The organism is Nocardioides sp. Soil_C_8 (genome assembly GCF_057656315.1).
Window position 1 is genome coordinate 180,833 of record NZ_JBDGKQ010000004.1, and the last position, 24,522, is coordinate 205,354.

Annotated in this window: 26 protein-coding genes and 1 pseudogene; 16 read left to right on the forward strand and 11 right to left on the reverse strand. The window is 73.5% G+C overall.

Going from position 1 to position 24,522, the window contains the following annotated elements; genetic code table 11:
- Positions 1 to 9: 9 nt before the first annotated feature.
- The gene (locus AC3A3L_RS17840) at positions 10 to 489 is read left to right on the forward strand and encodes an N-acetyltransferase family protein (protein WP_487641387.1); all 480 of its coding nucleotides are present in this window, start codon (positions 10 to 12) and stop codon (positions 487 to 489) included.
- A gap of 89 nt (positions 490 to 578) precedes the next feature.
- Complete coding sequence (locus AC3A3L_RS17845; protein WP_487641388.1) at positions 579 to 1,262, forward strand: GAF and ANTAR domain-containing protein; 684 nt, start codon at positions 579 to 581, stop codon at positions 1,260 to 1,262.
- Here AC3A3L_RS17845 and AC3A3L_RS17850 read toward each other — a convergent pair.
- The 5 genes and pseudogenes from AC3A3L_RS17850 to AC3A3L_RS17870 form a co-directional block, all read right to left on the reverse strand.
- Positions 1,252 to 1,728 carry a hypothetical protein gene (locus AC3A3L_RS17850; protein ID WP_487641389.1) on the reverse strand — a complete coding sequence of 159 codons (477 nt, stop codon included), beginning with the start codon at positions 1,726 to 1,728 and terminating at the stop codon, positions 1,252 to 1,254. The two genes, AC3A3L_RS17845 and AC3A3L_RS17850, sit on opposite strands and share 11 nt — an antisense overlap.
- Before the next feature lie 381 nt (positions 1,729 to 2,109).
- Positions 2,110 to 2,304 carry a hypothetical protein gene (locus tag AC3A3L_RS17855; protein ID WP_487641699.1) on the reverse strand — a complete coding sequence of 65 codons (195 nt, stop codon included), beginning with the start codon at positions 2,302 to 2,304 and terminating at the stop codon, positions 2,110 to 2,112.
- A 28-nt stretch (positions 2,305 to 2,332) separates the two neighbouring features.
- Positions 2,333 to 2,746: pseudogene (locus AC3A3L_RS17860) on the reverse strand (class I SAM-dependent methyltransferase); the annotation flags it as partial.
- A 379-nt stretch (positions 2,747 to 3,125) separates the two neighbouring features.
- Entirely contained in the window at positions 3,126 to 3,587 is a 462-nt protein-coding gene (locus AC3A3L_RS17865; protein WP_487641390.1) for a hypothetical protein, read from the reverse strand.
- Between the two features lie 150 nt (positions 3,588 to 3,737).
- On the reverse strand, positions 3,738 to 5,150 hold the full coding sequence (locus tag AC3A3L_RS17870) for an HNH endonuclease signature motif containing protein (RefSeq protein WP_487641391.1): 1,413 nt from the start codon (positions 5,148 to 5,150) through the stop codon (positions 3,738 to 3,740).
- Between AC3A3L_RS17870 and AC3A3L_RS17875 the strand changes: the two genes are divergently transcribed.
- Both AC3A3L_RS17875 and AC3A3L_RS17880 read left to right on the forward strand, forming a co-directional pair.
- Positions 5,149 to 5,271, forward strand: coding sequence for a hypothetical protein (locus tag AC3A3L_RS17875; RefSeq protein ID WP_487641392.1), 123 nt, complete (start codon positions 5,149 to 5,151; stop codon positions 5,269 to 5,271). The two genes, AC3A3L_RS17870 and AC3A3L_RS17875, sit on opposite strands and share 2 nt — an antisense overlap.
- Positions 5,272 to 5,282: 11 nt before the next feature.
- Positions 5,283 to 5,882 (forward strand): GNAT family N-acetyltransferase, encoded by a 600-nt coding sequence (locus AC3A3L_RS17880; RefSeq protein ID WP_487641393.1) that lies wholly within the window; start codon positions 5,283 to 5,285, stop codon positions 5,880 to 5,882.
- Here AC3A3L_RS17880 and AC3A3L_RS17885 read toward each other — a convergent pair.
- The 4 genes from AC3A3L_RS17885 to AC3A3L_RS17900 form a co-directional block, all read right to left on the reverse strand.
- Entirely contained in the window at positions 5,842 to 6,996 is a 1,155-nt protein-coding gene (locus AC3A3L_RS17885) for a MalY/PatB family protein (RefSeq protein ID WP_487641394.1), read from the reverse strand. The two genes, AC3A3L_RS17880 and AC3A3L_RS17885, sit on opposite strands and share 41 nt — an antisense overlap.
- Positions 6,997 to 7,001: 5 nt before the next feature.
- Positions 7,002 to 9,005, reverse strand: a complete 2,004-nt coding sequence (gene thrS / locus AC3A3L_RS17890; protein WP_487641395.1) for a threonine--tRNA ligase — start codon at positions 9,003 to 9,005, stop codon at positions 7,002 to 7,004.
- Positions 9,006 to 9,120: 115 nt separating this feature from the next.
- Complete coding sequence (locus AC3A3L_RS17895) at positions 9,121 to 10,074, reverse strand: SDR family NAD(P)-dependent oxidoreductase (RefSeq protein WP_487641396.1); 954 nt, start codon at positions 10,072 to 10,074, stop codon at positions 9,121 to 9,123.
- 28 nt (positions 10,075 to 10,102) lie between these two features.
- A complete protein-coding gene (locus AC3A3L_RS17900; RefSeq protein ID WP_487641397.1) occupies positions 10,103 to 10,717 on the reverse strand; it encodes an HAD-IA family hydrolase in 615 nt (204 codons plus the stop codon).
- Between the two features lie 138 nt (positions 10,718 to 10,855).
- Between AC3A3L_RS17900 and AC3A3L_RS17905 the strand changes: the two genes are divergently transcribed.
- On the forward strand, positions 10,856 to 11,446 hold the full coding sequence (locus AC3A3L_RS17905; protein WP_487641398.1) for a hypothetical protein: 591 nt from the start codon (positions 10,856 to 10,858) through the stop codon (positions 11,444 to 11,446).
- 42 nt (positions 11,447 to 11,488) lie between these two features.
- Here AC3A3L_RS17905 and AC3A3L_RS17910 read toward each other — a convergent pair whose 3' ends face one another.
- Both AC3A3L_RS17910 and AC3A3L_RS17915 read right to left on the reverse strand, forming a co-directional pair.
- Entirely contained in the window at positions 11,489 to 13,297 is a 1,809-nt protein-coding gene (locus AC3A3L_RS17910; RefSeq protein ID WP_487641399.1) for an ABC transporter ATP-binding protein, read from the reverse strand.
- Positions 13,298 to 13,331: 34 nt separating this feature from the next.
- Positions 13,332 to 14,222 (reverse strand): DICT sensory domain-containing protein, encoded by an 891-nt coding sequence (locus AC3A3L_RS17915; RefSeq protein ID WP_487641400.1) that lies wholly within the window; start codon positions 14,220 to 14,222, stop codon positions 13,332 to 13,334.
- A 42-nt stretch (positions 14,223 to 14,264) separates the two neighbouring features.
- Between AC3A3L_RS17915 and AC3A3L_RS17920 the strand changes: the two genes are divergently transcribed.
- From AC3A3L_RS17920 to AC3A3L_RS17970, 11 genes are read left to right on the forward strand one after another with little or no spacing between them, the layout of a single operon-like run.
- Positions 14,265 to 15,308 (forward strand): polyprenyl synthetase family protein, encoded by a 1,044-nt coding sequence (locus tag AC3A3L_RS17920; RefSeq protein WP_487641401.1) that lies wholly within the window; start codon positions 14,265 to 14,267, stop codon positions 15,306 to 15,308.
- Complete coding sequence (locus tag AC3A3L_RS17925; protein WP_487641402.1) at positions 15,305 to 16,189, forward strand: phytoene/squalene synthase family protein; 885 nt, start codon at positions 15,305 to 15,307, stop codon at positions 16,187 to 16,189. Before AC3A3L_RS17920 ends, AC3A3L_RS17925 begins: the two co-directional genes overlap by 4 nt.
- A complete protein-coding gene (gene crtI, locus AC3A3L_RS17930; protein WP_487641403.1) occupies positions 16,186 to 17,808 on the forward strand; it encodes a phytoene desaturase family protein in 1,623 nt (540 codons plus the stop codon). The genes AC3A3L_RS17925 and crtI overlap by 4 nt, the downstream gene beginning before the upstream one ends.
- Before the next feature lie 7 nt (positions 17,809 to 17,815).
- Positions 17,816 to 18,181, forward strand: coding sequence for a lycopene cyclase domain-containing protein (locus AC3A3L_RS17935; RefSeq protein ID WP_487641404.1), 366 nt, complete (start codon positions 17,816 to 17,818; stop codon positions 18,179 to 18,181).
- The gene (locus tag AC3A3L_RS17940; protein WP_487641405.1) at positions 18,178 to 18,525 is read left to right on the forward strand and encodes a lycopene cyclase domain-containing protein; all 348 of its coding nucleotides are present in this window, start codon (positions 18,178 to 18,180) and stop codon (positions 18,523 to 18,525) included. The genes AC3A3L_RS17935 and AC3A3L_RS17940 overlap by 4 nt, the downstream gene beginning before the upstream one ends.
- Positions 18,522 to 19,925, forward strand: a complete 1,404-nt coding sequence (locus AC3A3L_RS17945; RefSeq protein WP_487641406.1) for a cytochrome P450 — start codon at positions 18,522 to 18,524, stop codon at positions 19,923 to 19,925. The genes AC3A3L_RS17940 and AC3A3L_RS17945 overlap by 4 nt, the downstream gene beginning before the upstream one ends.
- Positions 19,922 to 21,103, forward strand: coding sequence for a glycosyltransferase family 2 protein (locus AC3A3L_RS17950; RefSeq protein ID WP_487641407.1), 1,182 nt, complete (start codon positions 19,922 to 19,924; stop codon positions 21,101 to 21,103). Before AC3A3L_RS17945 ends, AC3A3L_RS17950 begins: the two co-directional genes overlap by 4 nt.
- On the forward strand, positions 21,103 to 21,603 hold the full coding sequence (locus tag AC3A3L_RS17955) for a glycosyl-4,4'-diaponeurosporenoate acyltransferase CrtO family protein (protein ID WP_487641408.1): 501 nt from the start codon (positions 21,103 to 21,105) through the stop codon (positions 21,601 to 21,603). Before AC3A3L_RS17950 ends, AC3A3L_RS17955 begins: the two co-directional genes overlap by 1 nt.
- Positions 21,603 to 22,466, forward strand: coding sequence for a phosphatase PAP2 family protein (locus AC3A3L_RS17960; protein WP_487641409.1), 864 nt, complete (start codon positions 21,603 to 21,605; stop codon positions 22,464 to 22,466). The genes AC3A3L_RS17955 and AC3A3L_RS17960 overlap by 1 nt, the downstream gene beginning before the upstream one ends.
- A complete protein-coding gene (locus AC3A3L_RS17965) occupies positions 22,463 to 23,314 on the forward strand; it encodes a UbiA family prenyltransferase (RefSeq protein ID WP_487641410.1) in 852 nt (283 codons plus the stop codon). Before AC3A3L_RS17960 ends, AC3A3L_RS17965 begins: the two co-directional genes overlap by 4 nt.
- Entirely contained in the window at positions 23,311 to 24,522 is a 1,212-nt protein-coding gene (locus AC3A3L_RS17970; RefSeq protein WP_487641411.1) for a geranylgeranyl reductase family protein, read from the forward strand. Before AC3A3L_RS17965 ends, AC3A3L_RS17970 begins: the two co-directional genes overlap by 4 nt.

A 24,522-nucleotide genomic window follows, 5' to 3' on the forward strand; every position in this document is an offset into this window, starting at 1 on the left:
GGTGGCCGCATGACGTCGATCCGACCGGCCGAGGTCGCCGATATGGCCGCGGTCGCGGACCTCTGGCACGAGGGCTGGCACGACGGCCACGCCGGTCACGTGCCCGACGGGCTGACCGCTGCGCGCACGCTGGCCGCCTTCCACGAGCGCACCCCGCCGCGGGTCGCCGACACGGCGGTCGCGGTCGCCGGCGACGGATCGGTGCAGGGTTTCGTGATGGTGGTCGACGACGAGGTGGAGCAGGTGTTCGTCGCGCGGTCGGCCCGCGGGACGGGGCTGGCAACCGAGCTGCTGGCCGAGGGCGAGCGACGGGTGGCCGCCGCCGGGCACCCGTCGGCCTGGCTGGCGGTCGTGGTGGGGAACGCGCGGGCCCGGCGGTTCTACGAGCGGCAGGGCTGGTCGGACCGCGGCGACCTCCCCTACGAGGTCAGCGCCGACGGGCAGACGTTCGTCTCGCCGTGCCGGAAATACGTGAAGAAGGTGCGCTGAACCTCCCCTCGACCCCTGCTCCCGTTGTACGTTCCGTCGTGCAGTCCAGGCAACGGCTGCGTCGCAGGTGTGGGACCCCGGAGGGCGACATGACGTCGGACCTGTCCGAGCTGCTGCGGCGCACCGCCACGGAGATCCGAGTCGAGGCCGATTCCCTGGAGACGGTCGACGCCATCATGGCGAGGGCGGTCGACGCCGTCCGGGTCGCCGACAGCGGAAGCCTGACGATCCGGCGGGGCCGGCACGACCACCGCACGGTGGCGGCGACGTCACGAGCAGCGCGAGTGGTGGACCAGCTGCAGCTCGCCATGCAGGAAGGGCCGTGCGTGACGCTGGCGAGCACCGGCGACTGGATCCGCGCCGGGACCGTGGCTGCCGACGAGAGGTGGCCGTCGTGGGGACCGGCCGCCGCGAAGCTGGGGGTGAGGTCGCTGCTGACGGTGCCGCTCTGGGCCGCGAGCGACCGTCTCGGCGCGCTGAACCTCTACTCCGGACAGGTGAACGGGTTCACGGATCCCGAGGAGATCAGCGCGGCGTTGTTCTCCGCCGCGCACGCTGCGCACGCGCTCGTCGCGGCCGGCGTCATCGCGGCCCCCGAGGTCACCGTTGCGTCGCGGCACGTCATCGGCGTTGCCCAGGGCGTGCTGGTCGAGCGGTTCGGACTGAACCTGGACCAGGCGTTCGCCGTGCTGCGCCGAGTCGCCAGCGCCAAGGACGTCGACCTCGCCCAGGCCGCCCGCGAGGTCCTCGCCACGGGCGGGCTCAGGTGGTGACGGCATCCCGGACCCGGTCGAGCATCGCCTGCTCGCCGGCACTGACCTGCTCCGCGTGGAAGCCCATGAAGCCGCCCTCCTTCGCGGCGGCGGCCGCGGCCTCCGCGCTCGCGACGAGCCAGGCGCCGTACGCCGACGTCTCCTCGGTCGACGCCGTGGCCGCCACGATGCCCACCACCTCGCGGAGCTCGGTGACCACCTCGTCCCCGACCGCCGGGCCGGTGGGCTTGTAGCCCTTGAGCGGGTGACGGCGCTCCTGCACCATGCCCTGGACGTCGAGCGCCACGTCAGCCAGGAGCTGCTCGCGGCTCGGCGGACTGGTGGCCGACCGCATGGTCGCCATCGTCTCCTTCGCGGCCTCGATCGGCCCGCCCGGATCGGCCAGCGAGATCGCCAGCCCGGCGACGAACGGTGCCCGCACGATGCGAACCCAGTCCTCCTCGGAGAAGTCGCTCTTCGTCGTCACGACACACACCTTTCGAGCGCGGGCCGCACCCCGAGCGGGCTCGGCATCACCGTCAGTGTTCCTCGGGGTCGGCCGGGTGTCCTCCCACGCCGCGGGGGAGGTGCCGTCAGCCCTCCCCGCCCGATCCCATCTGCTCACCGATGAACCGTGCGTTCGGGTCGAGGGACTGCTGGGCGATCCGCGGGTCGGGCGCCGGGCCACGCGAGAGGAGCATGGTCTGGCCCCGCCCGCGTCTGCGCCGCTTGCGCCGCCGTCTCAGTGCGACCAGTGCTCTCGTGAGCATCGAGGTCTTCCCTCTCGACGGGCCCCGCTGTCCCCCGTCAGTGTCAGGACCGATCGTGACACCTCCGGGACTCGATGTCTCCGGTGTCGCGCAGGGCGTCAGTCCGGTTCGCAGACGCACAGCTGCAGGGCCGCATCTGGGGCGAACGGCGCACGGGACCAGTCGCCGAAGCGCTCGACCACCCTCAGACCGCCGAGCGACAGCAGCAGCGGAAGCTCCTGCGGGAAGATGCTCCGCATCTCGAGCGGAGCGACGAGGAAGTCGGCCTCGCCTTCGCCGTACGCCGTCGGCACCGGCGAGGAGGTGAATGCTCGGGTTGAACACGTCGAGGACGAGCCGCCCTCCGGGCGCCAGGTGCCTGCGCACCGCCCGGAGGCACCCCACCAGGTCGTCGGCCTCGTGCAGGTGGAGCAGCGAGTTGGCGGCGATCACCACGAGGTCGAAGGTCCGGCCCAGCTCGAACGCGCGCATGTCGCCCTGCATCCACTCCACCGTCACGCCGCACTCGTCCGACTTGCGCCGGGCCTCGGCGAGCATGTGCCGCGAGAGCTCCAGACCCACGCACTGATGGCCGTCGGCCGCGATCGGGATCAGCTTCTGCCCGGTGCCGCACCCGAGCTCCAGGACGCGGCCGCCCCCGCGAGCAGCCTCAGCCCGGTAGAAGTCGACCGCATGCTCGCTCCCGGGGAACAACCGGTCGTACAGCCGCGCATCCGAGTAGAACTCCTCGCCCATGAGGGACACCCTGCCTCGTCGGCGCCCGGGCGGGTGGTTCCCGGCACGGCCGAGTGGTCGTGAGGGACGCCCTGAAGCCGCTCTCGGGCATCGGTAGACGTCCGCTCGTGGTGCGAGTCGAGCGGGACGGGAACCCCGACACCTCCCGTCGAGGCGTGAGTCCCCCGGACCCGGCCCGGCTCGAACGGGCTGCCACCCCCACCGTGCGACGGGCAGGGCGCATCCTTACCGGGTAGATGCGCCTTGGGCGGGCTCGTGACGATCATAGGCATCGCCCCACACGAATCGCAGCGGGTTCGACATCGTGCGGCTGCCGTCGCCCTACCGGAGCCAGTCGGAAGTCCGGATCTTCCGCGACGCGTGCCTCGGGAACGCCCCTTCAACGCCGGCGGAACCAGCCGCGCCTTCGTGGCGCGTCCGGCGGCACTTCCTCGACAGGACTCCCGAACGGCTCGATCGACCCGTCCCAACCGTTCTGGCCTGATTGGGTCAGCCGACCTCCGCCGAAGGCGTAGCTCCACTCGACCCCGTCCTCGCCGGACAGGTGAACTGTGCCGTGACCGACCCATCTCGCCAGCTCGACGTAGAAGGCCGTGGCCCGGTCGGACCACTTGGGATCGCCGTCCTCGTCGGTGGCGAGCACCAGCCAGTCGCCGTCGCGCTCGACGGAGGTCGCCGCGAACGGAGCCAGGTCGGCCAAGGACGAGACCGGCCACTCGTCGTCCTCCGGATCGAACCACCCATCGTGCGCTGCCATCGCCGAGGTCAACGCCTGGAAGGCCGCGCCCTCGAGGTCAGAGGGAAGGAGCAGTCGACCCGCCGTCTCCACGAGGTAGCCCATGGCGGGAAGGGTGGCACATCGTTGCCGCGCGCCTGCTTGTTCAGGCAGCGCGTCGCTTGTAGCCCTGCGGATCTGCCCAGGCGGACGCCAGCCGACACCGGGCGTGCCGGTGGCCCCGCTACCTGGTGGGTGGCGGGGTGTGGGGCGGGGTCATGGTCGGCGAGGGCGCGGGATCCCAGGTGGATCATCGGCTGGCGACTCGATGGGGCTGGTGCCGGTGCGGTCGCGGCGGTAGGTGTGACCGTGGGGGCTGGTCCACTCGAACACCCCTGGCTCTGTCATGCGGTAGCGCCAGGCGGTGTGGGTCTTCAATCGGTGGTGGAACCTGCAGAGTGCCGCGAGGTTGTGACTGCTGGTCGGCCCCGGCTGAGGTCGACTTTCCGCCTCGGCGTCAGGGTCGTGCGGGATGACGTGGTCGATGTCGCAGCCGCGGGCGGGTCGGGTGCACCAGGGGAACACGCACGTGCGATCGCGGAGGACCACGTGCTCGCGGATCCGGTCCGGAACCTCGTAGGCCGCGGTGGCGAGGTCGGCGTTGAGGTCGATGACCGGCTTGATGGTGACCTTGGTGCGGGAGTCGCCGCACCAGTCGCGGATCTGGTCGAGCAGCATCAGCCGCTGGCCCTCCTCCAGCCGACCCGTGGCGTCGAAGACGGTCGTATCACCGGAGAAGGTGGCGTCGAAGTGGGCGTGGAGGACGATCTCCCGGGCGGCGGGCAGGTGCTCACGGTCGGCACCCGCCCCGGCCTCCTGGGTGTGGAGGTCGAGGGCGGTCTGGGTGCGGGCGAGGTCCCCGAGGGCCTTGGCCCGGCGGGCGCCGACGGACAGCGCGGACCCCAGCGCCTTCTGCACCTCGGCAGCCCGCGCGAGGGCGCGGTCGAGGTCCAGGGCGTCGGCGATGTCGACCTCGGCCTCGATCCGCATCGTGCCGGCGAAGTGCACGTCGTCGTGGATCGTGACGTGGCGCGGGTCCACCGACAGGTAGCCGTCCTCCGGGTCCGCGGCCGGATCCGCCTCGGCGAGGTCGAACCGTTTGATCGCCTCCGCGACGAGCCGATCGAGCTGCGCCGGACCGACCCTCCCCGCCACCGCGGCGACCTGCGCGTCCACGAACGCCGCCGCGTCACGAGTCAGGGCCGGAGCGGTGTGGATGGTGACCTCCGCGACCGCGCGGGCACGCCACGCCGGCACCCGGCCCGCCTGGACGAGGTCCCACAGTCGCGGGAGGCGGTGGCGCAGCTCGAGGGCGTGGCCGACGAGCTTCTTCGCCGCCGTCGTCGAGACCCCGAGCACCCCGCCGAGCTCGGCGAGGCAGAACTCCGCCACCAGCGGCGCACCCACGCCCGCGATCGGCTCCTCGTGCTCCGACCCGGGCACCACGAACGCAGCCGCGTCGTGGATCGACTCCGGCGGGTGCAGGTCAGCCCACCGAGCGGCGAGGACCAGCTGGTCGGCCGCCGCGCGCTCCTCGTCAAGACGTCGGGCCCGGATCGCACGCAGCAACCCCGAGGCGGTGAGGTCCTCGACCCCACCTGCTCCGCGGCCTGCCAGCGTCTCGATCATGTGTTCGATTCTACCGGCGACCACCGACACCGGCCGCGGCACGGGCGAGCGGGCAGCACCCACCCTGGTCGCGATTCGCTCCTACCTGGTGCGTGATCTCGACCGCGAGGCCGCGTCCTAGGCTCGGGAGCCGTGACCTTCCGCGAGCCATCAGTCTTCGCCGTCCGCGCAGCACGTCCGGGCGACGAGGCCGCGATCGCGCGGGTCTGCCGGGAGGGCTACGGCCTGTCGTCGCGTGGGCTGCTGCCACCCGAGGTCATCGAGCACCAGGCAGATCACTACTACGACGTCGACCGCGTGCGAACCGAGATCGCGGCGCACCCGCACCACCCGTCCTGGCAGGGGTACGTCGTCGCCGTGTCGCCGCTGGACGAGGTGCTCGGAGCCGCCGGCGGCGGCGTGAGCGACGGGACCGTCGGCAACGTCCTCGTGCTCTACCTGGATCCTCCACTGAGGGGTCGCGGGATCGGCACCGCGCTGCTCGACCACCTCACCCGCCAGCAGCTCGCAGCCGGCGCCGCGGAGCAGTGGGTGTCGGTCACCGAGGGCAACGAGCTGGCCCTCCCCTTCTACCGGGCGCGAGGCTTCGTCGAGCGCGGGCGGGTCCCGTACGTCGCCGCGGACGGCAGCGAACCGGTGGGCACGTCGCTCCGGATGTGCCGCCAGATCGCCCGCCCGCCGGTCCGAGCGCCTACCTCCAGGCCTTGGCCAGCCGCTCGACGATCTCGGTGAGCCGGTCGGGCGAGGTGGCGATGTTGAGCCGGACCTGGCCGGTGGTGCCGGGGGCGTAGGACTCCCCCGGGCTCACCTTGACCCGACCGCGCTCGAGCGCGACGGCCGCGGCGTCGTCGTGACCGTAGGCGGAGGCGTCGAGCCAGGCGAGGTAGGTGGCCTCGAGCGGGCGCATCCGCACCTCGGGGAGATGGTCGGCGAGGAGCTCACCGAGCAGCGCACGCTGCCGGTCGAGCCGCTCGACGAGCGAGGCGAGCCACGGGTCCCCGAGGTCGTACGCCGCTCGCGCAGCCACCACGCCGAGCGGTGACCACGAGTCGTTGCGGGACATCGGCTCCGCGTCGAGACGCGCGCGGTCATCCGGCGAGGGGACGACGAGCTGCGCGCACTTGAGCCCCGCGGTGTTGAACGCCTTCGACGCAGCGACCACCGCGACCGCGTGGTCGTGGGTGCCGTCGATCGACAGGTAGGAGACGTGCTCGGCGCCGGGAAGCACCAGCGGGGCGTGGATCTCGTCGCTGACGACCCGCGCGCCGTGGCGTACGACGACGTCGCGGATCCCCTCCAGCTCGGCGCGCGTGAAGACGCGGCCCCAGGGGTTGTGCGGCTGGGTCAGGATCAGCGTCTGCGCACCGTCGGCGAACAGGCGGTCGAGGCGGTCGAGGTCGACCTCGGCCCGGTCGGCCGCCGCAGGCACGTCGAGCCGGACCTCCTCGCGACCGGTGATGCCGGCCAGGCCGAACTGGGCGTTGTAACCCGGTGTCGGGAAGACCACGCCGCCCGGGCCGCTGAACACGTCGATCGCGACCCGCACGCCGGCGGTCACGTCGACGACCTCACGCACTGCCGTGGGGTCCGGCGCCCAGCCGAAGTGCCGCGCGGCCCACCCGGCGTACGCCTCACCCAGCGCCGCGTCCCGCTCGAGGGGGTAGCCGGTGATGCCGTCGGCGAGCGCCCGCTGCACCGCGTCCATCACGACCGGGTCGACGGCGTAGTCCATCTCGGCGACCCAGGCCGGGATCACGTCGTCGGGCACGCTCCACTTGAGCGGGAGCGTCCGGCGCGCCTGCTCCTCGGTGAGGTCGACGATCGGTCGGCGCGCGAACCCGGCCACCCGGGTCAGACCTGCTCGCGCGAGGCCACCGCCGCGGCCACCCGCTCGATCGCCTCGGCCAGCGGGACGCCGTTGTCCTGGCGGCCGTCGCGGTAGCGGAACGACACGGCGCCGGCCTCGACGTCGTTGTCGCCGGCGATCATCATGAACGGCACCTTCTGCAGCTGGGCGTTGCGGATCTTCTTCTGCATCCGGTCGTCGGAGTCGTCGACCTCGACCCGCAGCCCCTGCGCCTTCATCTGCTTCGCGATGTCGAAGAGGTAGTCGTTGTGGCGCTCGGCGATCGGGATGCCCTGCACCTGCACGGGCGCGAGCCAGGGCGGGAAGGCGCCGGCGTAGTGCTCCACGAGCACGCCGATGAACCGCTCGATCGAGCCGAACTTGGCGGAGTGGATCATGACCGGCTGCTGGCGGCTGCCGTCGGCGGCGACGTACTCGAGGTCGAAGCGGTCGACCGCGGGCTGGTTGAAGTCGTACTGGATGGTCGACATCTGCCAGGTGCGGCCGATGGCGTCCTTGGCCTGCACGGAGATCTTCGGGCCGTAGAACGCGGCGCCGCCCGGGTCGGGCACGAGGTCGACGCCGAACTTGCGTGCGGCGGACTCGAGCACCGCGGTGGCGGTCTCCCACTGGTCGTCGGAGCCGATGAACTTGTCGGGCTTCGAGTCGTCGCGGGTCGACAGCTCGAAGTAGTAGTCGTCGAGGCCGAAGTCGCGCAGCAGGCCGGTGACGAAGGTGAGGAGGTGCTCGACCTCGGCCGGCGCCTGCTCCGGGGTGACGTAGGAGTGCGAGTCGTCCTGGGTCATCGCGCGCACGCGAGTCAGGCCGTGCACGACGCCGGACTTCTCGTAGCGGTAGACCGACCCGAACTCGAACAGCCGCAGCGGCAGCTCGCGGTAGGAGCGCTGCCGCGAGCGGTAGATGAGGTTGTGCATCGGGCAGTTCATCGCCTTGAGGCGGTACTCCGCGTGCTCCATCTCCATCGGCGGGAACATGGTGTCCGCGTAGTAGGGCAGGTGCCCGGAGGTGTGGAACAGCCCGTCCTTGCTGATGTGGGGGGTGCCGACGTAGTCGAAGCCCTCCTCGAGGTGCCGGCGGCGGACGTAGTCCTCCATCTCCCGCTTGATCACGCCACCCCTGGGGTGGAAGACCGCCATGCCCGACCCGATCTCGTCGGGGAACGAGTAGAGGTCGAGCTCGCGCCCGAGCTTGCGGTGATCGCGACGCTCGGCCTCCTCGATGCGGTGGAGGTGCTCCTCGAGCGCCTCCTTCGACTCCCACGCGGTGCCGTAGATGCGCTGGAGCTGCTTGTTCTTCTCGTCACCGCGCCAGTAGGCCGCGGCGCTCCGCATCAGCTTGAAGGCCGGGATGCGCTTGGTGGTCGGCAGGTGGGGGCCGCGGCACAGGTCGGACCACTTCGCCTCGCCGTTGCGGCCGATGTTGTCGTAGATGGTCAGCTCGCCCGCCCCGACCTCGACGGAGGCGCCCTCCCCGATCGACTCGGTGTCGGAGGCACCCGCGCCGCCCTTGAGCCCGATCAGCTCGATCTTGTAGGGCTCGTCCTTGAGCTCGTCCAGCGCGTCGGCGTCGGTGGTGACCCGCCGCTCGAAGCGCTGGTTCTCCTTGATGATCTTGCGCATCGCGGACTCGATCTTGACCAGGTCGTCGGGCACGAACGGGGTCTCGACGTCGAAGTCGTAGTAGAAGCCGTTCTCCACCGGCGGGCCGATGCCGAGCTTGGCCTCGGGCCAGATCTGCTGCACCGCCTGCGCCATGACGTGCGCGGTCGAGTGCCGCAGGATGTCGCGGCCGTCGGGGCTGTCGATGGCCACGGCCTCGACCTCGTCGCCGTCGGCGAGCTCGTAGGCGAGGTCCTTCAAGGCCCCGCCGACGCGCGCGGCAACCACGTCGGCGTCGTCCCGGAACAGCTCCCAGGCCTTGGTGCCCGTCGTGACCGTGGTCTCCGCACGCTGATCGGCGTGGATGCGGACGACCTGGATGTCGGACACGAGAGCTCCTTCGGGAGGGTGTGAGGGGTCGGACGGATGTCCCCGGCGATGCTATCGGCCGGGCAGGCAGCGCCTCACCCCGGTTTGTCCGGCCAGTTTGTCGGCCGCCGCGGCGTCAGTCGCCCCGCACCCGCCGGCGGGCCAGCTCGACGACGTTGGCGCCGATGGCGACCAGCGCGTTGCCGTGACCGCCCCGCAGGCCGTTGAGCTCCTCGCGCGAGCGCAGCACGTTGCCCGGGCTGGGACTCACCTCCGCCGTCTGGTCCTGGGCGGCGAGGGAGAACAGCGGACCGACGAGGCGGTCGTAGGCCCACGGCACGGCGGTGAAGCCGAACCGGATCACGTCGTTGGCGAGACCGACCTGGCCGCCGCTGCGCCGCCCGTCGGCCACCGCCAGCGCGCGGGCGGCGATGCGCTCGGGGCTGGTGACCGGGAACGGCGGGCGTCCGGCCGCGTCGCCGTACGTCGCCGCCTGCCGGTAGATGGGCGTGTCGACGCCGCCGGGGGCGACGTACTCGATCCGCACGCCCGGGCAGTCGCGGTTGTCGACCTGCAGCTGCCGCACGAGCGCGCGGACACCCCACTTGCTGATGACGTAGGCCGCCATGTCCGGGACCGCGATGTGGCCGATCACCGAGCCGACCATCACGAGGTTGCCCGCGCCCTGGGTGCGCATGACGGGGAGCACGTGGCGCGCGAGGTTGACCGAGCCGAGCAGGTTGGTCGCCACGACCTGGTCGAACACCTCGGCCGGCACGTCCTCCACGCGGCCGTAGGCGACCACACCCGCGCTGCCGACCACGGTGTCGATCCAGCCGTGGTGCGCCATGGTGGTGGCGACGGCGGTCTCGACCTCGTCGTCCTTGCTGATGTCGGCGGCCACGACGGTCGTCGAGGCGGCCCCGAGCCGGTCGCAGTCACGGGCGACGCGGTCGAGGGCGTCGCGTCCCCGGGCGAGGAGGACGAGGTGGTCGCCGCGTCGCGCGACGCGGTGGGCGGCGGCCTCGCCGATGCCGCTCGAGGCACCGGTGACGAGGACGACGCGTGCTGGGCGGTCGTGGGTCGGCATGCCAGCCGGTACCCCCGTGCTGGCCGGATCAGACGCGAGCCGCCGCCTCGATGACGCGCTCCACCTCGGCGATCGACGTGGCGGTGTCGCGGTGCAGGACGGCGTGCCAGCCCATCGCCCGCGCGGCCAGCACGTTGGCCTGGACGTCGTCGAGGAACACGACCTCGGCGGGCGCGACGCCGAGCCGGCGGGTCGCGAGCTCGTAGGCCGCCGGGTCCGGCTTGGCGAGCCCCACCTCGTGGCTGTAGACGATGTCGTCGGTGACGTCCTCGAACCCGTGGCACCGCTCGCGCTCGCGGGCGCCGGGACCGGAGTTGGACAGGATCGCGGTGAGCCGCGCCGGGCGCTGGGCTGCGAACCAGTCGAACAGCTCCCGGTCGAGCGTGCCGACGTACCACCGCCAGAAGTCGTCCACGAGCGCGTCGACCTGGCGGTCGTCGAGGCCGAGCGCGCGCTGCCACTCCGCCCGGATCTCGTCCTCGGTCACCTCGCCCACGACGGCGTCGCCCGGCAGCCCGGCCAGCCCGCCGGCGATCGTGCCGGCGGCCAGGCCGAGGCGGCGCTCGGCGGGAGCGGGGAAGACGTCGTCGTCGATGACCTCCAGGACTCCCCCGATGTCGAGGACCACCGCGCGGATCGCCATCCGCACACCCTAGGTCCGGCTCGGGACCTTGGTCCTGCGGAGTTGGGTGCGAACGCCCCGTCCGGCCGGGGCGCCGGCTCCCTAGCGTCGGGGACGAGGCGGGAACGACCCGGTGACCGCCCTGACGGAAGGCACATCATGCGCGCGTTTCTCGACAAGCTGGTCTCCTGGACGGGAGTGGCCGTCGCCGCGGTCCTGCTCATCGCCGGCGGTCTCCTGACGTGGGCGAACTCGTTCATCGGCGACCAGGTCCACGACCAGCTGGTCATGCAGGACATCACGATGCCCGAGGGCGACGCGCTGGCCGGACTGCCGGAGGCGGACGCCGGCGCGCTCGAGAAGTACGCCGGCAGCGCACTCGACACCGGCCCGGAGGCCAAGGCGTACGCCGACCACTACATCCTGGCCCACATGGATGCCGCGAGCGACGGCCGCACCTACCAGCAGGTGAGCGGCGAGTACCTGGCGCTCGACGACGAGGCCAAGGCGAGCGAGGAGGGCCAGGCGCTGGCCGGCCTCCGCCAGACGCTCTTCATGGGCAACGCCCTGCGCGGGCTGCTCCTCTACGGCTACGCCTTCGCCACCATCGGCACCATCGCCGGCTACGCCGCGATCGCCGCGTTCCTGGGCGCGTCCGTGCTCCTGGCCATGGCCCTCCTCGGGCTGCGGCACGCGCGGCAGACCGCCCGTGCCGAGGTCGCGCCCCAGTGGGAGCCGGTCACCGCCTGACTCCCCCACCACCCCGGACCGCCCGCCCGGGACCCGGTCGCCTCACCCGGCGACCGGGTCCTGCTCTGCCACCAGTCCCGTCTGGACCCGCCAGAGGGCGGCGTAGGAACCGCCGCGATCGATCAGCTCGTCGTGCGTGCCGGCCTCGACCACCCGGCCCGCGTCGAGCACCCAGATCCGGTGGGCGTGCCGGACGGTCGAGAGGCGGTGCGCGACGACGATCGCGGTGCGTCGGGCGGTGGCCCGCTGCAGCGACCGCTGGATCGCGGCCTCGGTCTCGTTGTCGACCGCACTCGTTGCCTCGTCGAGCACCAGCACAGCGGGGTCGCGGAGGAGGGCGCGGGCCAGGGCGAGCCGCTGCCGCTGGCCACCTGACAGGGTGACGCCGCGCTCGCCGACCCACGTGTCCAGCCCGTCGGGCATGGCCTCGATGAAGTCGAGCGCGGCTGCCGCCTCTGCGGCCTCCCGCACCTGCTCGCGGGTGGCGCCGGGACGGCCGTAGGCGATGTTGTCGGCCACCGACCCGGCGAACATGAAGACGTCCTGCGCGACGAAGCCCAACGACCCGCGCAGCGAGTCCCAGTCGAGGCCCCGCACGTCCTGCCCGTCGAAGAGGACCACTCCCTCGCGGGGGTCGTCGAAGCGCAGCACCAGGCGCAGCAGCGAGGACTTCCCGGATCCGGTCGAGCCCACGATCGCGTGGGTCTCGCCCGCGGGCACGAGGAGGTCGATGCCGTGCAGGACGTCGGGGCCGTCTGCGTAGCCGGCGCGCACTCCCCGCAGCTCGACGCGCCCGGTGACCGGGCGCTCCAGCGCCGTGACGCCGGCGGGGACCGTCACCGGCACCTGGAGCAGGCCCAGGATGCGGGCCGCCGACGCCCGGCCGCGCTGGTAGAGGTCGAGGACCTCGGCGACCTCGGTCAGCGGCCAGAGCAGGCGCTGCGTCATGAAGACCAGCACCGAGTAGAGCCCGACCTCGAGGTCGCCACGCAACGTCGCCCAGCCGCCGAGCAGCAGGGTGCACGTGAAGCCGGCCAGGATCGCCATCCGGACCAGCGGCACGAACGCAGCGGAGGAACGGATCGCGTCGGTGTTGGCGCGACGGTAGGCCGAGGAGACGTCGGCGACGCGGTCGCGCTCGCGGTCCTCGGCCGTGAAGGCCTTGATGGTGGCGATGCCCGAGATGTTGGAGGAGAGCGTGCTGGACAGGTCGGCGACGGCCACGCGGACCCGGTCGTAGAGCGGCTCGAGGCGACGCTGGAAGACGAGCGACCCGATGACGATCAGCGGGATCGGCAGGAAGGCCAGCACCAGCAGCTGGCCCGACGCGGCCGCGAAGACGGCGCCCACCAGCAGCACGTTGAGCGCGGTCTGCAGGATCGCCGGCGCCCCGACGTCGAGGAACCGCTCGAGCTGGTTGACGTCGTCGTTGAGGGTGGCGAGGGTCGATCCCGCCGGGCGGCTCTCGTGCCAGCCGAGGTCGAGGTGCTGGACGTGGTCGTACGCCTCCACGCGCAGGTCGTGCTCGACGCCCTGGGCGAGACCGCGCCACAGCACGCTGGCGACGTACTCGCTCACCGACTCCACGACCCACACCACGGCGTTGATCACGGCCAGCCAGCCGAGCTGCGCGAAGCGCGACTCGACGCCGAGCACCTCGCCGACGAAGGACGCGTCGCCGCGCACCACGACGTCGACGGCCGCGCCGATCAGGAGCTCGGGGACGATGTCGGCGACCTTGTTGACCGTCGAGGCGGCGACGGCTCCCACGAACCGGGCGCGGTAGGCCCCGTAGCGACGCCAGAGGGCTCTCAGCGGCTGGACGGCGTCGGGGGTGGCAGGCTCGGGCACCCGCACAGGTTAGGTGACCCTAACCAGCCGGACATCATCGGGCGGCGTCGATGTAGGCGACCATCCGGTCGAAGAGCAGCGTCGCCCGGTAGAGGTCCTCCGACGCCCCGGGTGGGTCGGGCTGGGGCGCCAGGTCCACCGCGTCGCGCCACCCGGGGCGCAGCTCGTCGGCCAGGCCGGAGGCGATCCGACTGGCGTCGCGCACGACCTGCGGGTCGACCGACCAGACGGCCTCGAACGTGCGCCGGGTCGCCGGGTCGGAGCGCTGGCCGGGCCGCTCCACCGCCACCAGGCACGCCGGGAGGTCGGCGGCGTCGCACACGACCAGCCACTCACGGTTGAGCGGTGACTCCGGGGGGATCGCGACCTCCACCGGCGCACCCCGACGCACCGGAGCGGGATCGGTGAAGTCGGCGAAGACGATCGTGCACCGGGCCGTGCGGGCGAGCTCGCGCCAGCGGTCGTAGGACGCGCGGAGGAACCGCTCGCGCTGGAACCCGCCGAAGAGGACGGGGTCGGCGGCGCGGGCCGCGCACTCGTCCTCGATGGCGTGGCTCATCGACACGAGCGTGCGCCGGGACAGGACCTGCGGACGGAGCAGGGGGTGCAGGCGTCGGAGGTCGGCGAAGACGGACCCCGACCGCACCTGCGGGACGTCGGCGCGCTGCACGGCGGCCGCCAGGGACAGGCCGCCACGCCGGCGCGCCAGCACCTCCAGGACGGCCTCGACGTCACCCTCGCTGTAGCGGCGGTGTCCCCCGGGCTGACGACGCGGCTCGGGAAACCCGTAGCGCCTCTCCCAGCTACGGAGCGTCGAAATGGGTACTCCGGTCCTGTGGGCCAGATCCCCGATGGTGAGAGTGGCTCTGCCCAAACCTTGTCCACCCCTTCGCACTGTGCCTAGATTTGGTTGGAAGTGTTGCATAGGTTTGGCAACCAAGGAACGGTCGAGCTGCGGGAGGCACACATGATCGGCACCGCCACGGACGAGGCACTGGCACGGATCCTCGACGACGGGCGCCGACGCGCGGCCGCGGTCGACGCCCACCACGCGCTGCTGTGGGAGGCGCTCTGCACCGCCACCGAGGGGGGCAAGCGGTTCCGCCCGGCGCTGGTGGTCGCCACCCACGACGCCCTCGGCGGTGGCTCGCCCGCCGCTGCCGCCGAGGTGGGTGCGGCGGTCGAGCTCCTGCACACCGCGTTCGTCATCCACGACGACGTCATCGACGACGACCACGTGCGCCGGGGACGACCCAACGTCAGCGGCACCTTCCGCGCCCTGGCCGGCGTCGACGGCGCCGCCCCCGATGTGGCCGCCGGCTACGGCCTGACCGCCGCGATCCTGGCCGGCGACCTCGCGCTGACCGCAGCGATCCGTGCCGTCGCGATGAGCGGCGCACCGGCACCGGTCGCCGAGCGACTGCTCGACCTGTTCGACACCGCGCTGCACAGGACGGCCGCGGGCGAGCTCGCCGACGTGCGCCACTCCCTCGACCTCGCGCCCGCCACCCTCGCGCAGAGCCTGGAGATGGAGGCGCAGAAGACCAGCGCCTACTCGTTCACCCTCCCACTGCAGGCGGGAGCGGTGCTCGCCGGCGCCGACGCGACGACGACCGCCCGCCTCGGCGACGTGGGTCGGTCGATGGGCATCGCCTTCCAGCTCGCCGACGACCTCATCGGCGTGTTCGGCGACCCGGCGCGCTCCGGCAAGAGCGCCACCTGCGACCTGCGCACCCGCAAGCAGACGCCGCTCCTGGTGCACGCCCGCACGACGTCGGCCTGGCCCCAGGTCAGCGGCTACGTCGGCCGCGACCTCAGCGACATCGAGCTCGAGGAGGCGAGATCCCTGCTCGTCACGTGCGGGTCGCGGCGCTTCGTCGAGGACCTCGCCGAGCAGCACCTCGCGCAGGCGCGCACCATGCTGGACGGCCTCGGCATCCCGGTCGACCTGGTCGACGGCGTCGCGGTCCGGCCGGCCGTGCTGGCCGACGGCGACGAGGTCGCGGCATGACGCTCTTCGTGGGTCGCAGCGCCCCCCGCAGCCTCTACGACTCGGTGTCCGAGGCCAGCTCGGCCGTGGTGATCCGGGAGTACTCCAGCTCGTTCGGCCTGGCCTCGCGGCTACTCGGCGAGCCGGTGCGCACCCAGGTCCGCAACGTCTACGCCCTCGTGCGCGTCGCCGACGAGATCGTCGACAACCCGGACCCGACGCTCGACCGGTCCGCGCGCGCCACGATGCTCGACTGGCTCGAGGGCGACGTCGCCCACGCGATGCGCACGGGCTACAGCGGAAATCTCGTGGTGCACGCGTTCGCCCGCACCGCCATCGCCGTCGGCATCGAGCCCGCCATCGTGACACCGTTCTTCACCTCGATGCGCACCGACCTCGACACCCGGTCGCACACGCAGGAGAGCTTCGAGCGCTACGTGTACGGCTCGGCCGAGGTCGTGGGGCTGATGTGCCTGCGTGCCTTCCTGGCCGCACCGGACGCGCCGCCCGACCGCGAGGCGCACTACGAGCGGCTCACCCCGGGCGCGCGCAGCCTCGGCGCGGCCTTCCAGAAGCTCAACTTCGTGCGCGACCTGTCCGACGACCACGACCTCCTGCGGCGCGACTACTTCCCCGGCCTGGACGTCGAGTCCTTCTGCGAGGCGGACCGCGACCGGATCCTCGACGACGTGGACGAGGACCTGCGGGCGGCAGCCGCCGTCGTGCCCGACCTCCCGCCGAGCAGCCGCCGGGCGGTCCGGGCGGCCCACGCGACCTTCGCCGAGCTGGCCCACCGGCTGCGCGCCGCATCGCCCGAGGAGATCCGGCACACCCGGGTCCGGGTCCCGACCCCGGTGAAGCTGCGACTCGCCGCGAGCTCGCTGCGCGGAGGACGTTCGTGACCCTTCGCCTGCCCGAACGCCTCAGCCGGTTCGCGCCCACGACCCGCCGCGCCGCGGACGGCGCGACCCGTCGCGTGGTCGTGGTCGGCGGCGGCATCGCCGGCCTCGCGACCGCGGCCCTCCTCGCCTCGCGCGGGCACTCGGTCGACCTGCTGGAGAAGAACGACGACCTCGGCGGTCGCGTCGGCAGCGTCGAGCGCGACGGCTTCCGGTTCGACACCGGCGCCTCGTGGTACCTCATGCCCGAGGTCTTCGAGCACTTCTTCGAGCTGCTCGGCACCACGGCCCAGGCCGAGCTCGACCTCGAGGTGCTCGACCCGAGCTACCGGGTCTTCTTCGAGGGCCACCCGGAGCCGGTCGACCTGCGTCCCGACCGTGCGCACAACCGCGCGCTGTTCGAGTCGCTCGAGCCGGGTGCCGGGGACCGCTTCGACGCCTACCTGCGCTCGGCCGAGGACACCTACGACATGGCCCTGCGCCGTTTCCTCTACACGAGCTTCGACTCACCCTCGGCCTTCGTGCACCCCGACGTCGTACGCCGGACCCCGGCCCTCGGTCGGCTGCTGACGCGCTCGCTGGAGAGCCACGTCGCCGGGTCCTTCACCGACAACCGGCTGCGCCAGGTGCTCGGCTACCCCGCCGTCTTCCTGGGCTCCTCCCCCAGCCGCACGCCGAGCATGTACCACCTGATGAGCCGGCTCGACCTCGGCGACCGGGTGCTCTACCCGCAAGGCGGCTTCACCCGCCTGATCCGCGTCATCGCCGACCTCGCGGAGAAGCACGGCGCCCGCCTGCACACCGGTGCGGCCGTCACCCGGATCCTCACCTCCGCCCCGAGCGGCGGACGACCGGTCGTCACCGGTGTCGAGCACGAGGCCCCCGGCGGGCCGCGCACCGTCGACGCCGACGTCGTCGTCGGGGCCGCCGACCTGCACCACCTCGAGACGGCGCTGCTGCCCGCTGAGCTGCAGACCCACCCGGAGCAGGCGTGGCGCGACCGCTCCCCCGGGCCCGGTGCGGTGCTCGCGATGCTCGGCGTCGAGGGGCGGCTGCCGCAGCTGCCCCACCACTCGCTGTTCTTCACCCGCGACTGGGGGCAGAACTTCGGCGACATCTTCGGCAAGGATGCACGGGTGCCCGACCCCGCCTCCGTCTACGTCTGCAAGCCCTCCGAGACCGACCCCTCCGTCGCACCGGAGGGCTGCGAGAACCTCTTCGTGCTCGTCCCCGTGCCCGCCGACACGTCCATCGGCAGCGGCGGCGACGACGGCGCCGGGTCCGAGACCGTCGAGCGCACGGCCGACGCGGCGATCGACCAGGTCGCGTCCTGGGCGGGGGTGCCCGACCTGCGCGAGCGGATCCGGGTGCGCCACACGGTCGGCCCGGAGGACTTCGCCACCCGCTACCACTCGTGGCGGGGAGGAGCCCTGGGCCTCGAGCACACCCTGCGCCAGAGCGCGTTCCTGCGCCCCGGCAACGCGTCGGCCAAGGTCGACGGCCTGCTCTACGCCGGCGCGAGCACCGTCCCCGGCGTCGGCCTGCCGATGTGCCTGATCAGTGCCGAGCTCGTGCTCAAGCGGCTCTCCGGCGACCGGTCCAGCCTGCCGGTGCAGGCGTGAGCCGCCCATGAGCCTCCCCCACTGGGCGTACGTCGCCATGCTGGCGTTCTGCCTCGCCGGCACGCTGCCGCTGGTGCCTGCCTTCCGGCTGCAGGTGCTCCGGCAGCCGCGGCGCCTGCTGCTCACCATCGCCCTCGCCGGGACGCCGTTCCTGCTGTGGGACCTGTGGGCCACCCACGTCGGGCACTGGTGGTTCGACGAGCACCAGACCCTCCCCTGGCGCGTCGCGGGTCTGCCGCTCGAGGAGATCGGCTTCTTCGTGGTCATCCCGGTCGTGTCGGTGCTGACGCTCGAGGGCGTGCGCGCGGCCCGACGCGGCGTACGCCCGTGGTCACCGCGCACCCGCGAGGATGGCGAGGTGACCTCGCCATGACCTACACGACCATCGCCGTCCTGTGCGTGCCGCTGGCCGTCGTGCTGGACCGCTGGGTCGTCCGCACCCGGCTCACCTCGACCCGGGACTGGTGGGCCGCCTACGCGATCATCGTGTTCTTCCAGCTCCTCACCAACGGCTGGCTGACCGGCCGCGGCATCGTGCGCTACTCCGGTGACGCCATCATCGGCAGCGGGCGGATCGCGTTCCTGGGCGACGGCCGCCTGCTCTACGCACCGGTGGAGGACCTGGGGTTCGGCTTCGGGCTGGTGCTCGGCAGCTGCATCGCCTGGACGTGGCTGGGCCGCCGACGCGGCGGTTCCGTCGAGGAGGCCAGCGGATGAGCGTCGCGACCCGCCTGCAGGCCATGCAGCCGACCGACGTCGGCGTGCCCGGACCGACGTCGTGGGACATGGCCCGCGCCTTCCGCTCGGTGCGCGCCGACCCGCTCACCTTCCTCGGCGAGGTGTCGCAGCACTACGGCGACACCGTCTCCTTCCCCGTGCCCGGCGCGCCCGCGCTGCTGCTCAACGACCCCGCCGACGTCAAGCACGTGCTGCAGACCTCGGCGCGCAGCTGGGGCAAGGACACCGTCCAGTACGCCGCCCTGGCGCGCGTCACCGGCCCAGGCCTGCTCGCCTCGGCGGAGCCCAGCTGGATCGACCACCGGCGGCTCGCCGCACCGGCCTTCCACCACCAGCGCCTCGACGCGGTGGGCACCGAGGTGCGCGCGGCGGCGCGCACCGCCCTCGAGGCTCGCCTGGGCGGCGCGCACGCATCCGCGGTCGCCGAGGGAGCGGTCGTCGACGTCGCCGCGCTGACCCACACCATCGGCCTCGACGCGGTCGGCCGCGCGCTCTTCAGCACCGACCTGTCCGACCACGCCTACGACCTCCTGGCAGCCACGAGCGAGGCAGCCGACCTGGTCGTCCGGCTCGGCCGGTCGGTCCTCCCCCGCGCCGAGTGGACGCCCACGCGGACCAACCTCCGGCTCCGCTCCGCCCGCCGCCGGCTCGACGCCGGGGCAGCCGCGATCATCGCGGAACGACGGACGCGCAACGCGCGGGCGGGCGGGACGGCCCACCACGGCGACGACCTGCTCGGCCTGCTGCTCGACAGCGGCATGGGCGACGACGAGATCCGCGACGAGCTCGTCACCATGGTCATCGCCGGCCACGAGACGGTGGCCGCCGCGCTGGCGTGGACCCTCATGCTCCTCGCGGAGCACCCGGACGCGCAGGCCCGCGTGCGGTCCGAGCTCGACGCCCACCCGGACCCGGTGCCTCTCGTGGGGCACCGCGACCGCCTGCCGTGGACGCGCGCGGTCGTCGACGAGGCGCTGCGCCTCTACCCGCCGGCCTGGGCCATCTCGCGCCGCTCGCACCGCGACGACGAGGTCGGCGGGCGTCACGTCCCCGCCGGCACGCTCGCCATCATCAGTCCCTGGCTGGTCCACCGGCGTCCCGACCTCTGGCCCGAGCCCGAGGCGTTCCGTCCCGAGCGCTTCCTCGACGGCGCCACCCGCACCGGCTACCTGCCGTTCGGCCAGGGACCGCGGCTGTGCATCGGACGGGAGTTCGCGCTCGGAGAGATGGTCGTCGTGCTCGCCGAGCTGCTGCGCGAGCACCACCTCGAGGTGCCCGGCGGCCCGGACCGCTGGACGCGACCCGTCGCGGAGGCGAAGGTCGCCGTCCACCCCCGCGGCGGCATGCCGCTCGTCGTACGACGGACGGCGACCCCGTGACGACCGCCCTCCTCGTCGACCTCGCGCTCGCCCTCGTCCTCCTCGGATCCGCGGTGTGGGCGCAGCGCCTGGTGGCCGACCTCCGCACCCTGCCTCCGGCCGGCACGACCGCTGCGGAGCAGGTCGCGGTGTCGGTGGTGGTCCCGGCGCGCGACGAGGAGCAGACGCTGCCGGCGCTGCTGCGGTCGGTGGCCCAGCAGGTGCCGACGGTCCGCGAGGTGGTCGTCGTCGACGACGCGTCGCGCGACGCGACAGCCGCCGTGGCACGGGAGGGCGGGGCCCGGGTCGTGCCGGCCGGCACGCCGCCGCCCGGGTGGACCGGCAAGGCGTGGGCCTGCCACACCGGCGCAGCGGCGACGACCGGTGACCTGCTGCTCTTCCTCGATGCCGACACCGTCCTCACGCCCGGCGCCCTCGCGGGGCTGCTCGAGGCGCACGACCGGCACGGCGGCCTCGTGTCGGTGCAGCCGCACCACGACGTCGTACGCCCCTACGAGCAGCTGTCGGCCTACTTCAACGTGGTCGCCCTGATGGCCAGCGCCGCCTTCACCCGCCGCGACGCTGTCGACGCGGCCCGCACGCCGATGGCGTTCGGGCCGTGCCTGCTGACCTCGCGCGACGACTACGACCTCGCCGGCGGGCACGAGGCGGTCCGCGCCGACATCCTCGACGACGCCGCGCTCGCCGCCGCCTACCAGCGGGCGGCGCTGCCGGTCTGGTGCGCTGTCGGCGGCGACGCGGTACGCATGCGCAGCTATCCCGGCGGGCTCGGCCAGCTCGTGGCCGGGTGGACCAAGAACATCGCCTCCGGGGCGGCCGACGCCGCGCCGTCGGCGACCGCCGCCACGGTCGCGTGGATCAGCGCACACCATGCCGTCGCCGTCGGCGCCGTCCTGTCCCTCGTCGTCGCGCTGGCCGGACGGGGTGGGTCGCTCGTGGTCGGCAGCCCGCTGCTGTGGGCCGTCGGCTACGCCGCCGTGGCGCTGCAGCTGCGCTGGGTGCTGCGCCGTGCCGGGTCGTTCCGCTGGTGGGCCTGGGCGCTGTTCCCCGTGCCCCTGCTCGCCTTCGACCTCGTCTTCGCCCGCTCACTGACCCTCACGGTCATCCGCCGCTCGGTGTCGTGGCGCGGGCGCGAGGTGTCCCTCGCCGGCAGCCGTTCCGGGGAGGGGGTGGCCTGATGCTCCGACTCGTCATGCCGCAGACGGCCACCATCGTGGTCGACGTCGTCGCGTGGGGCGTCTTCCACGCCGCGACCGGCTACGCCGCCCACCGGCTGGGCGACGAGCGGCTGGCGCGCGACGGCTGGGGGCTGCGCGAGCGGTCGTTCGAGGACCATGGCCGCTGGTACCGCCGACGGTTGCGCATCCACCGCTGGAAGGACCGGCTGCCCGAGGCGGGCGCGCTGTTCGAGGGCGGGGTCAGCAAGCGCGAGCTGCCGGCGCTCGACGCCGAGGGGCTCGAGCTCTTCGTGCGCGAGACCCGCCGCGCCGAGCTGGGTCACTGGTGGGCGCTCTGGTGCGGCCCGCTGTTCGTCCTGTGGAACCCGCCCCTGGCCGCGTTCCTGCTCGGTGCCTACGGGGTGCTGGTCAACCTGCCGTTCATCGCTATCCAGCGCTACAACCGCTTCCGGACCCAGGCCCTGCTCGCGCGTGTCGCCCGCCGGCGGAGCACGACATGATGAGCCCCGCCACCTCGCGCTCCCGCGCCGGTGCCGCCCCGGCGCGGGACGGCGAGGTCGCGGGCGCCCGGGACTCCCGCCACGGACCGGTCGCGCAGCTGCTGATCGCCTGGTCGCCGCTCAGCGCGATCCTGGTGGCCTACTGGGTGGCGCAGTGGATCACCGCGCCGCTCGGCGTGGGCGACGGCGCCGACACCAACCGGCTCGGGGCGAGCCTGCACGTGCTCGGTCCGGCGCGCGCCGACGAGACGGTGTTCGGGACGGTCCCCAGCGTGTGGCTGCAGGCCCGCCTCGTCGACGGCTCCCCGCACTGGTACGACGTCGTGGCGGCGCTCGTCTACGTCACCCACTTCGTGACCATCCCGCTCATCACCGCGGTCGTGTGGTTCCGCCTGCGCGACCGGTTCGGGCAGTGGCTCACCGCGGTCCTCGCGATGTCGCTGATCGGCATCGCCGGCTACCTCGCCTACCCGGCTGCGCCGCCGTGGCTCGCCTCCCGGCGCGACGACATCGGCGCGCTCGAGCGCATCTCCCACCTCGGCTGGGAGCACCTCGGGCTCGACGCGGTCGGCCGGCTGGTGCAGCTCGGCCAGTCCGGCAGCAACCCGGTGGCCGCGATGCCGTCGTTGCACGCCGGTGCCGCGCTGCTGGCGGCGCTGTTCCTGTGGCCGTCGGTGTCGCTCGTCCCGCGCGTGCTGCTAACGGCGTACGCCCTGGCCATGGCGCTGACCCTCGTCTACACCGGCGAGCACTACGTGGTCGACGTGCTCGCCGGCTGGCTCGTCGCGGTGGCCGGCATCGGCACCTCCCTCCTGGTGGCCCGGCTCGCCCGGGAGCCGCAGGCGTCGGGTGGAGCGCCATGAGCACCCGGCCCGTCACCGGTGTGAGCGCCGGCCGCGCGCCCCACCACTCGCACGTGCGGGCGCTCGCGGGCGCCGCCCACGCCGGGCCGGCCCTCGCCGTCACCGTCCTGGCGGGCCTCCTGTCGCTCGCTCAGGGGCTGGCCCCGACCACGACCGCCGTGCTGGTGGCGGCGGTCCTCGCCGGCCAGCTCTCGATCGGGTGGAGCAACGACCTCGTCGACCGCGCGCGTGACCGCGCGGCCGGGCGGGACGACAAGCCGCTCGCCTCGGACGACGCCGCCGGGGACGGCTCGGTCGCCGTCGTCCGGGTGGCGTGCTGCGTGGCCGTCGTGGCCTGCGTCGTCCTGTCGCTCGCGCTCGGGCCCGCCGCGGGGCTCGTCCACCTGGCCTGTGTCGCCTCGGCGTGGGCCTACAACCTCGGGCTCAAGGCGACGCTGTGGTCGTGGGTCCCCTACGCCGTGTCGTTCGGCGGGCTCACCGCGGTGGTCACGCTCGCCGACGGCGAGGCGCCCCCGTGGTGGTGGCCGGTCGGGGCCGCGCTCCTCGGTGTCGGTGCGCACCTCCTCAACGTGCTGCCCGACCTCGAGGACGACGCTGCGACGGGCGTGCGGGGCCTCCCCCACCGCCTCGGCCCGCGCCGCATCGGGCCCGTCGCCGCCCTCGTGCTGGTCACAGCGACCGCGGTGGTCCTCGTCGGGTCCGCGCCGCCGCTCGCGGCCAGCGTCGTGGTCGCAGGGGTCGTGCTGGTGCTGGCCGGCGTGGTGGTCCTGGGCACGGGCCGGTGGCCCTTCGTCGCAGCGGTCGCCGTCGCCCTGGTCGACGCCCTGCTTCTGGTGGTGGCGCGATGAGCCGCGACGCGCCCACCGAGCACTGGGACCTCGTCGTCGTCGGGGCCGGCCCCGCCGGCTCCGCGACCGCGCTGGGCGCGTTGGCCGAGGACCCCGGCCTGCGCGTCCTGCTCCTCGACCGCAGCGACTTCCCCCGTGACAAGTCCTGCGGCGACGGCGTCGCCCCCCACGTCCTCGACGCCCTCGCGCCGGTCGGCGCGGCCGACGTGGTCGACGGGTGGGCACCCCTGCGCGACCTGGAGCTGGCCCACGGCGGCGTGTCCGTCGCCGGCCCGATGCGTCGCGAGGTGCACGTCGTGCCACGCCGGGTGCTGGACGCCCGGCTGGTCGAGCGGGCGGTGGCCGCCGGGGCGGTCCTGCGCACGCACCGCGCGACCTCGCTGACCCGCACGGCCACCCCGGTGGTGTCGGGAGAGCTGTCGGCCGACGTCGTGGTCGGCGCTGACGGAGCGCACTCGTTCGTCCGGACCGCGCTGCTGGGCAAGCGCCGCGAGCCGCGCGCCATCGCGATCCGCGGCTACGCGCCGACGACACCCGAGATGGCCGGACGCCAGGTCATCCGCTACGGGAGCCGCCGCCAGCCGTCCTACGCCTGGGCGTTCGACCGCGGTGACGGGCTGGCCAACGTCGGCTACGGGGAGCTGCTGCCCGGCGAGCGGCACGGTGGTGCGCCGAGCCGCCGGCTGCTGCTCGACCAGCTCGAGGAGCTCGTGCCCGGCGCCGCCAGCACCGGCGACGACTGGCGCGGCCACCACCTCCCGTTGAGCACCTGGCGGTGGGACCAGCCCGACGGCCCGGTCCTGCTCGTCGGCGACGCCGCCGGCCTGGTCAACCCGATGACCGGCGAGGGCATCTACTACGCCGTCGCGACCGGCATCGCAGCCGGACGCACGGCGGCGCGGACCGTGCGCGCCGGTCGGCCGCACGACGCGGGCGCCGAGCACCGCCGCGTCGTACGCTCGCTGCTGGGCTCCCACCTGCGGCACACGTGGGCGGCCTCGCGGCTGGCGCAGTCACCCCGCATCGTCGACGCCGGGATCCGCGCGGCCGGCCGCGACCGCCACGCCTTCGACGCACTCGTCGAGCTCGGCCTCGGCGACGGCCGCATCGACGCCCGCCTGGCGGGCGGACTCGTGCGCAGCCTGGCCCGACCGGGCCGATCCGCCCGACCCGACCCGACTTCGACCCCCACACCCCGAGGTGGCTGA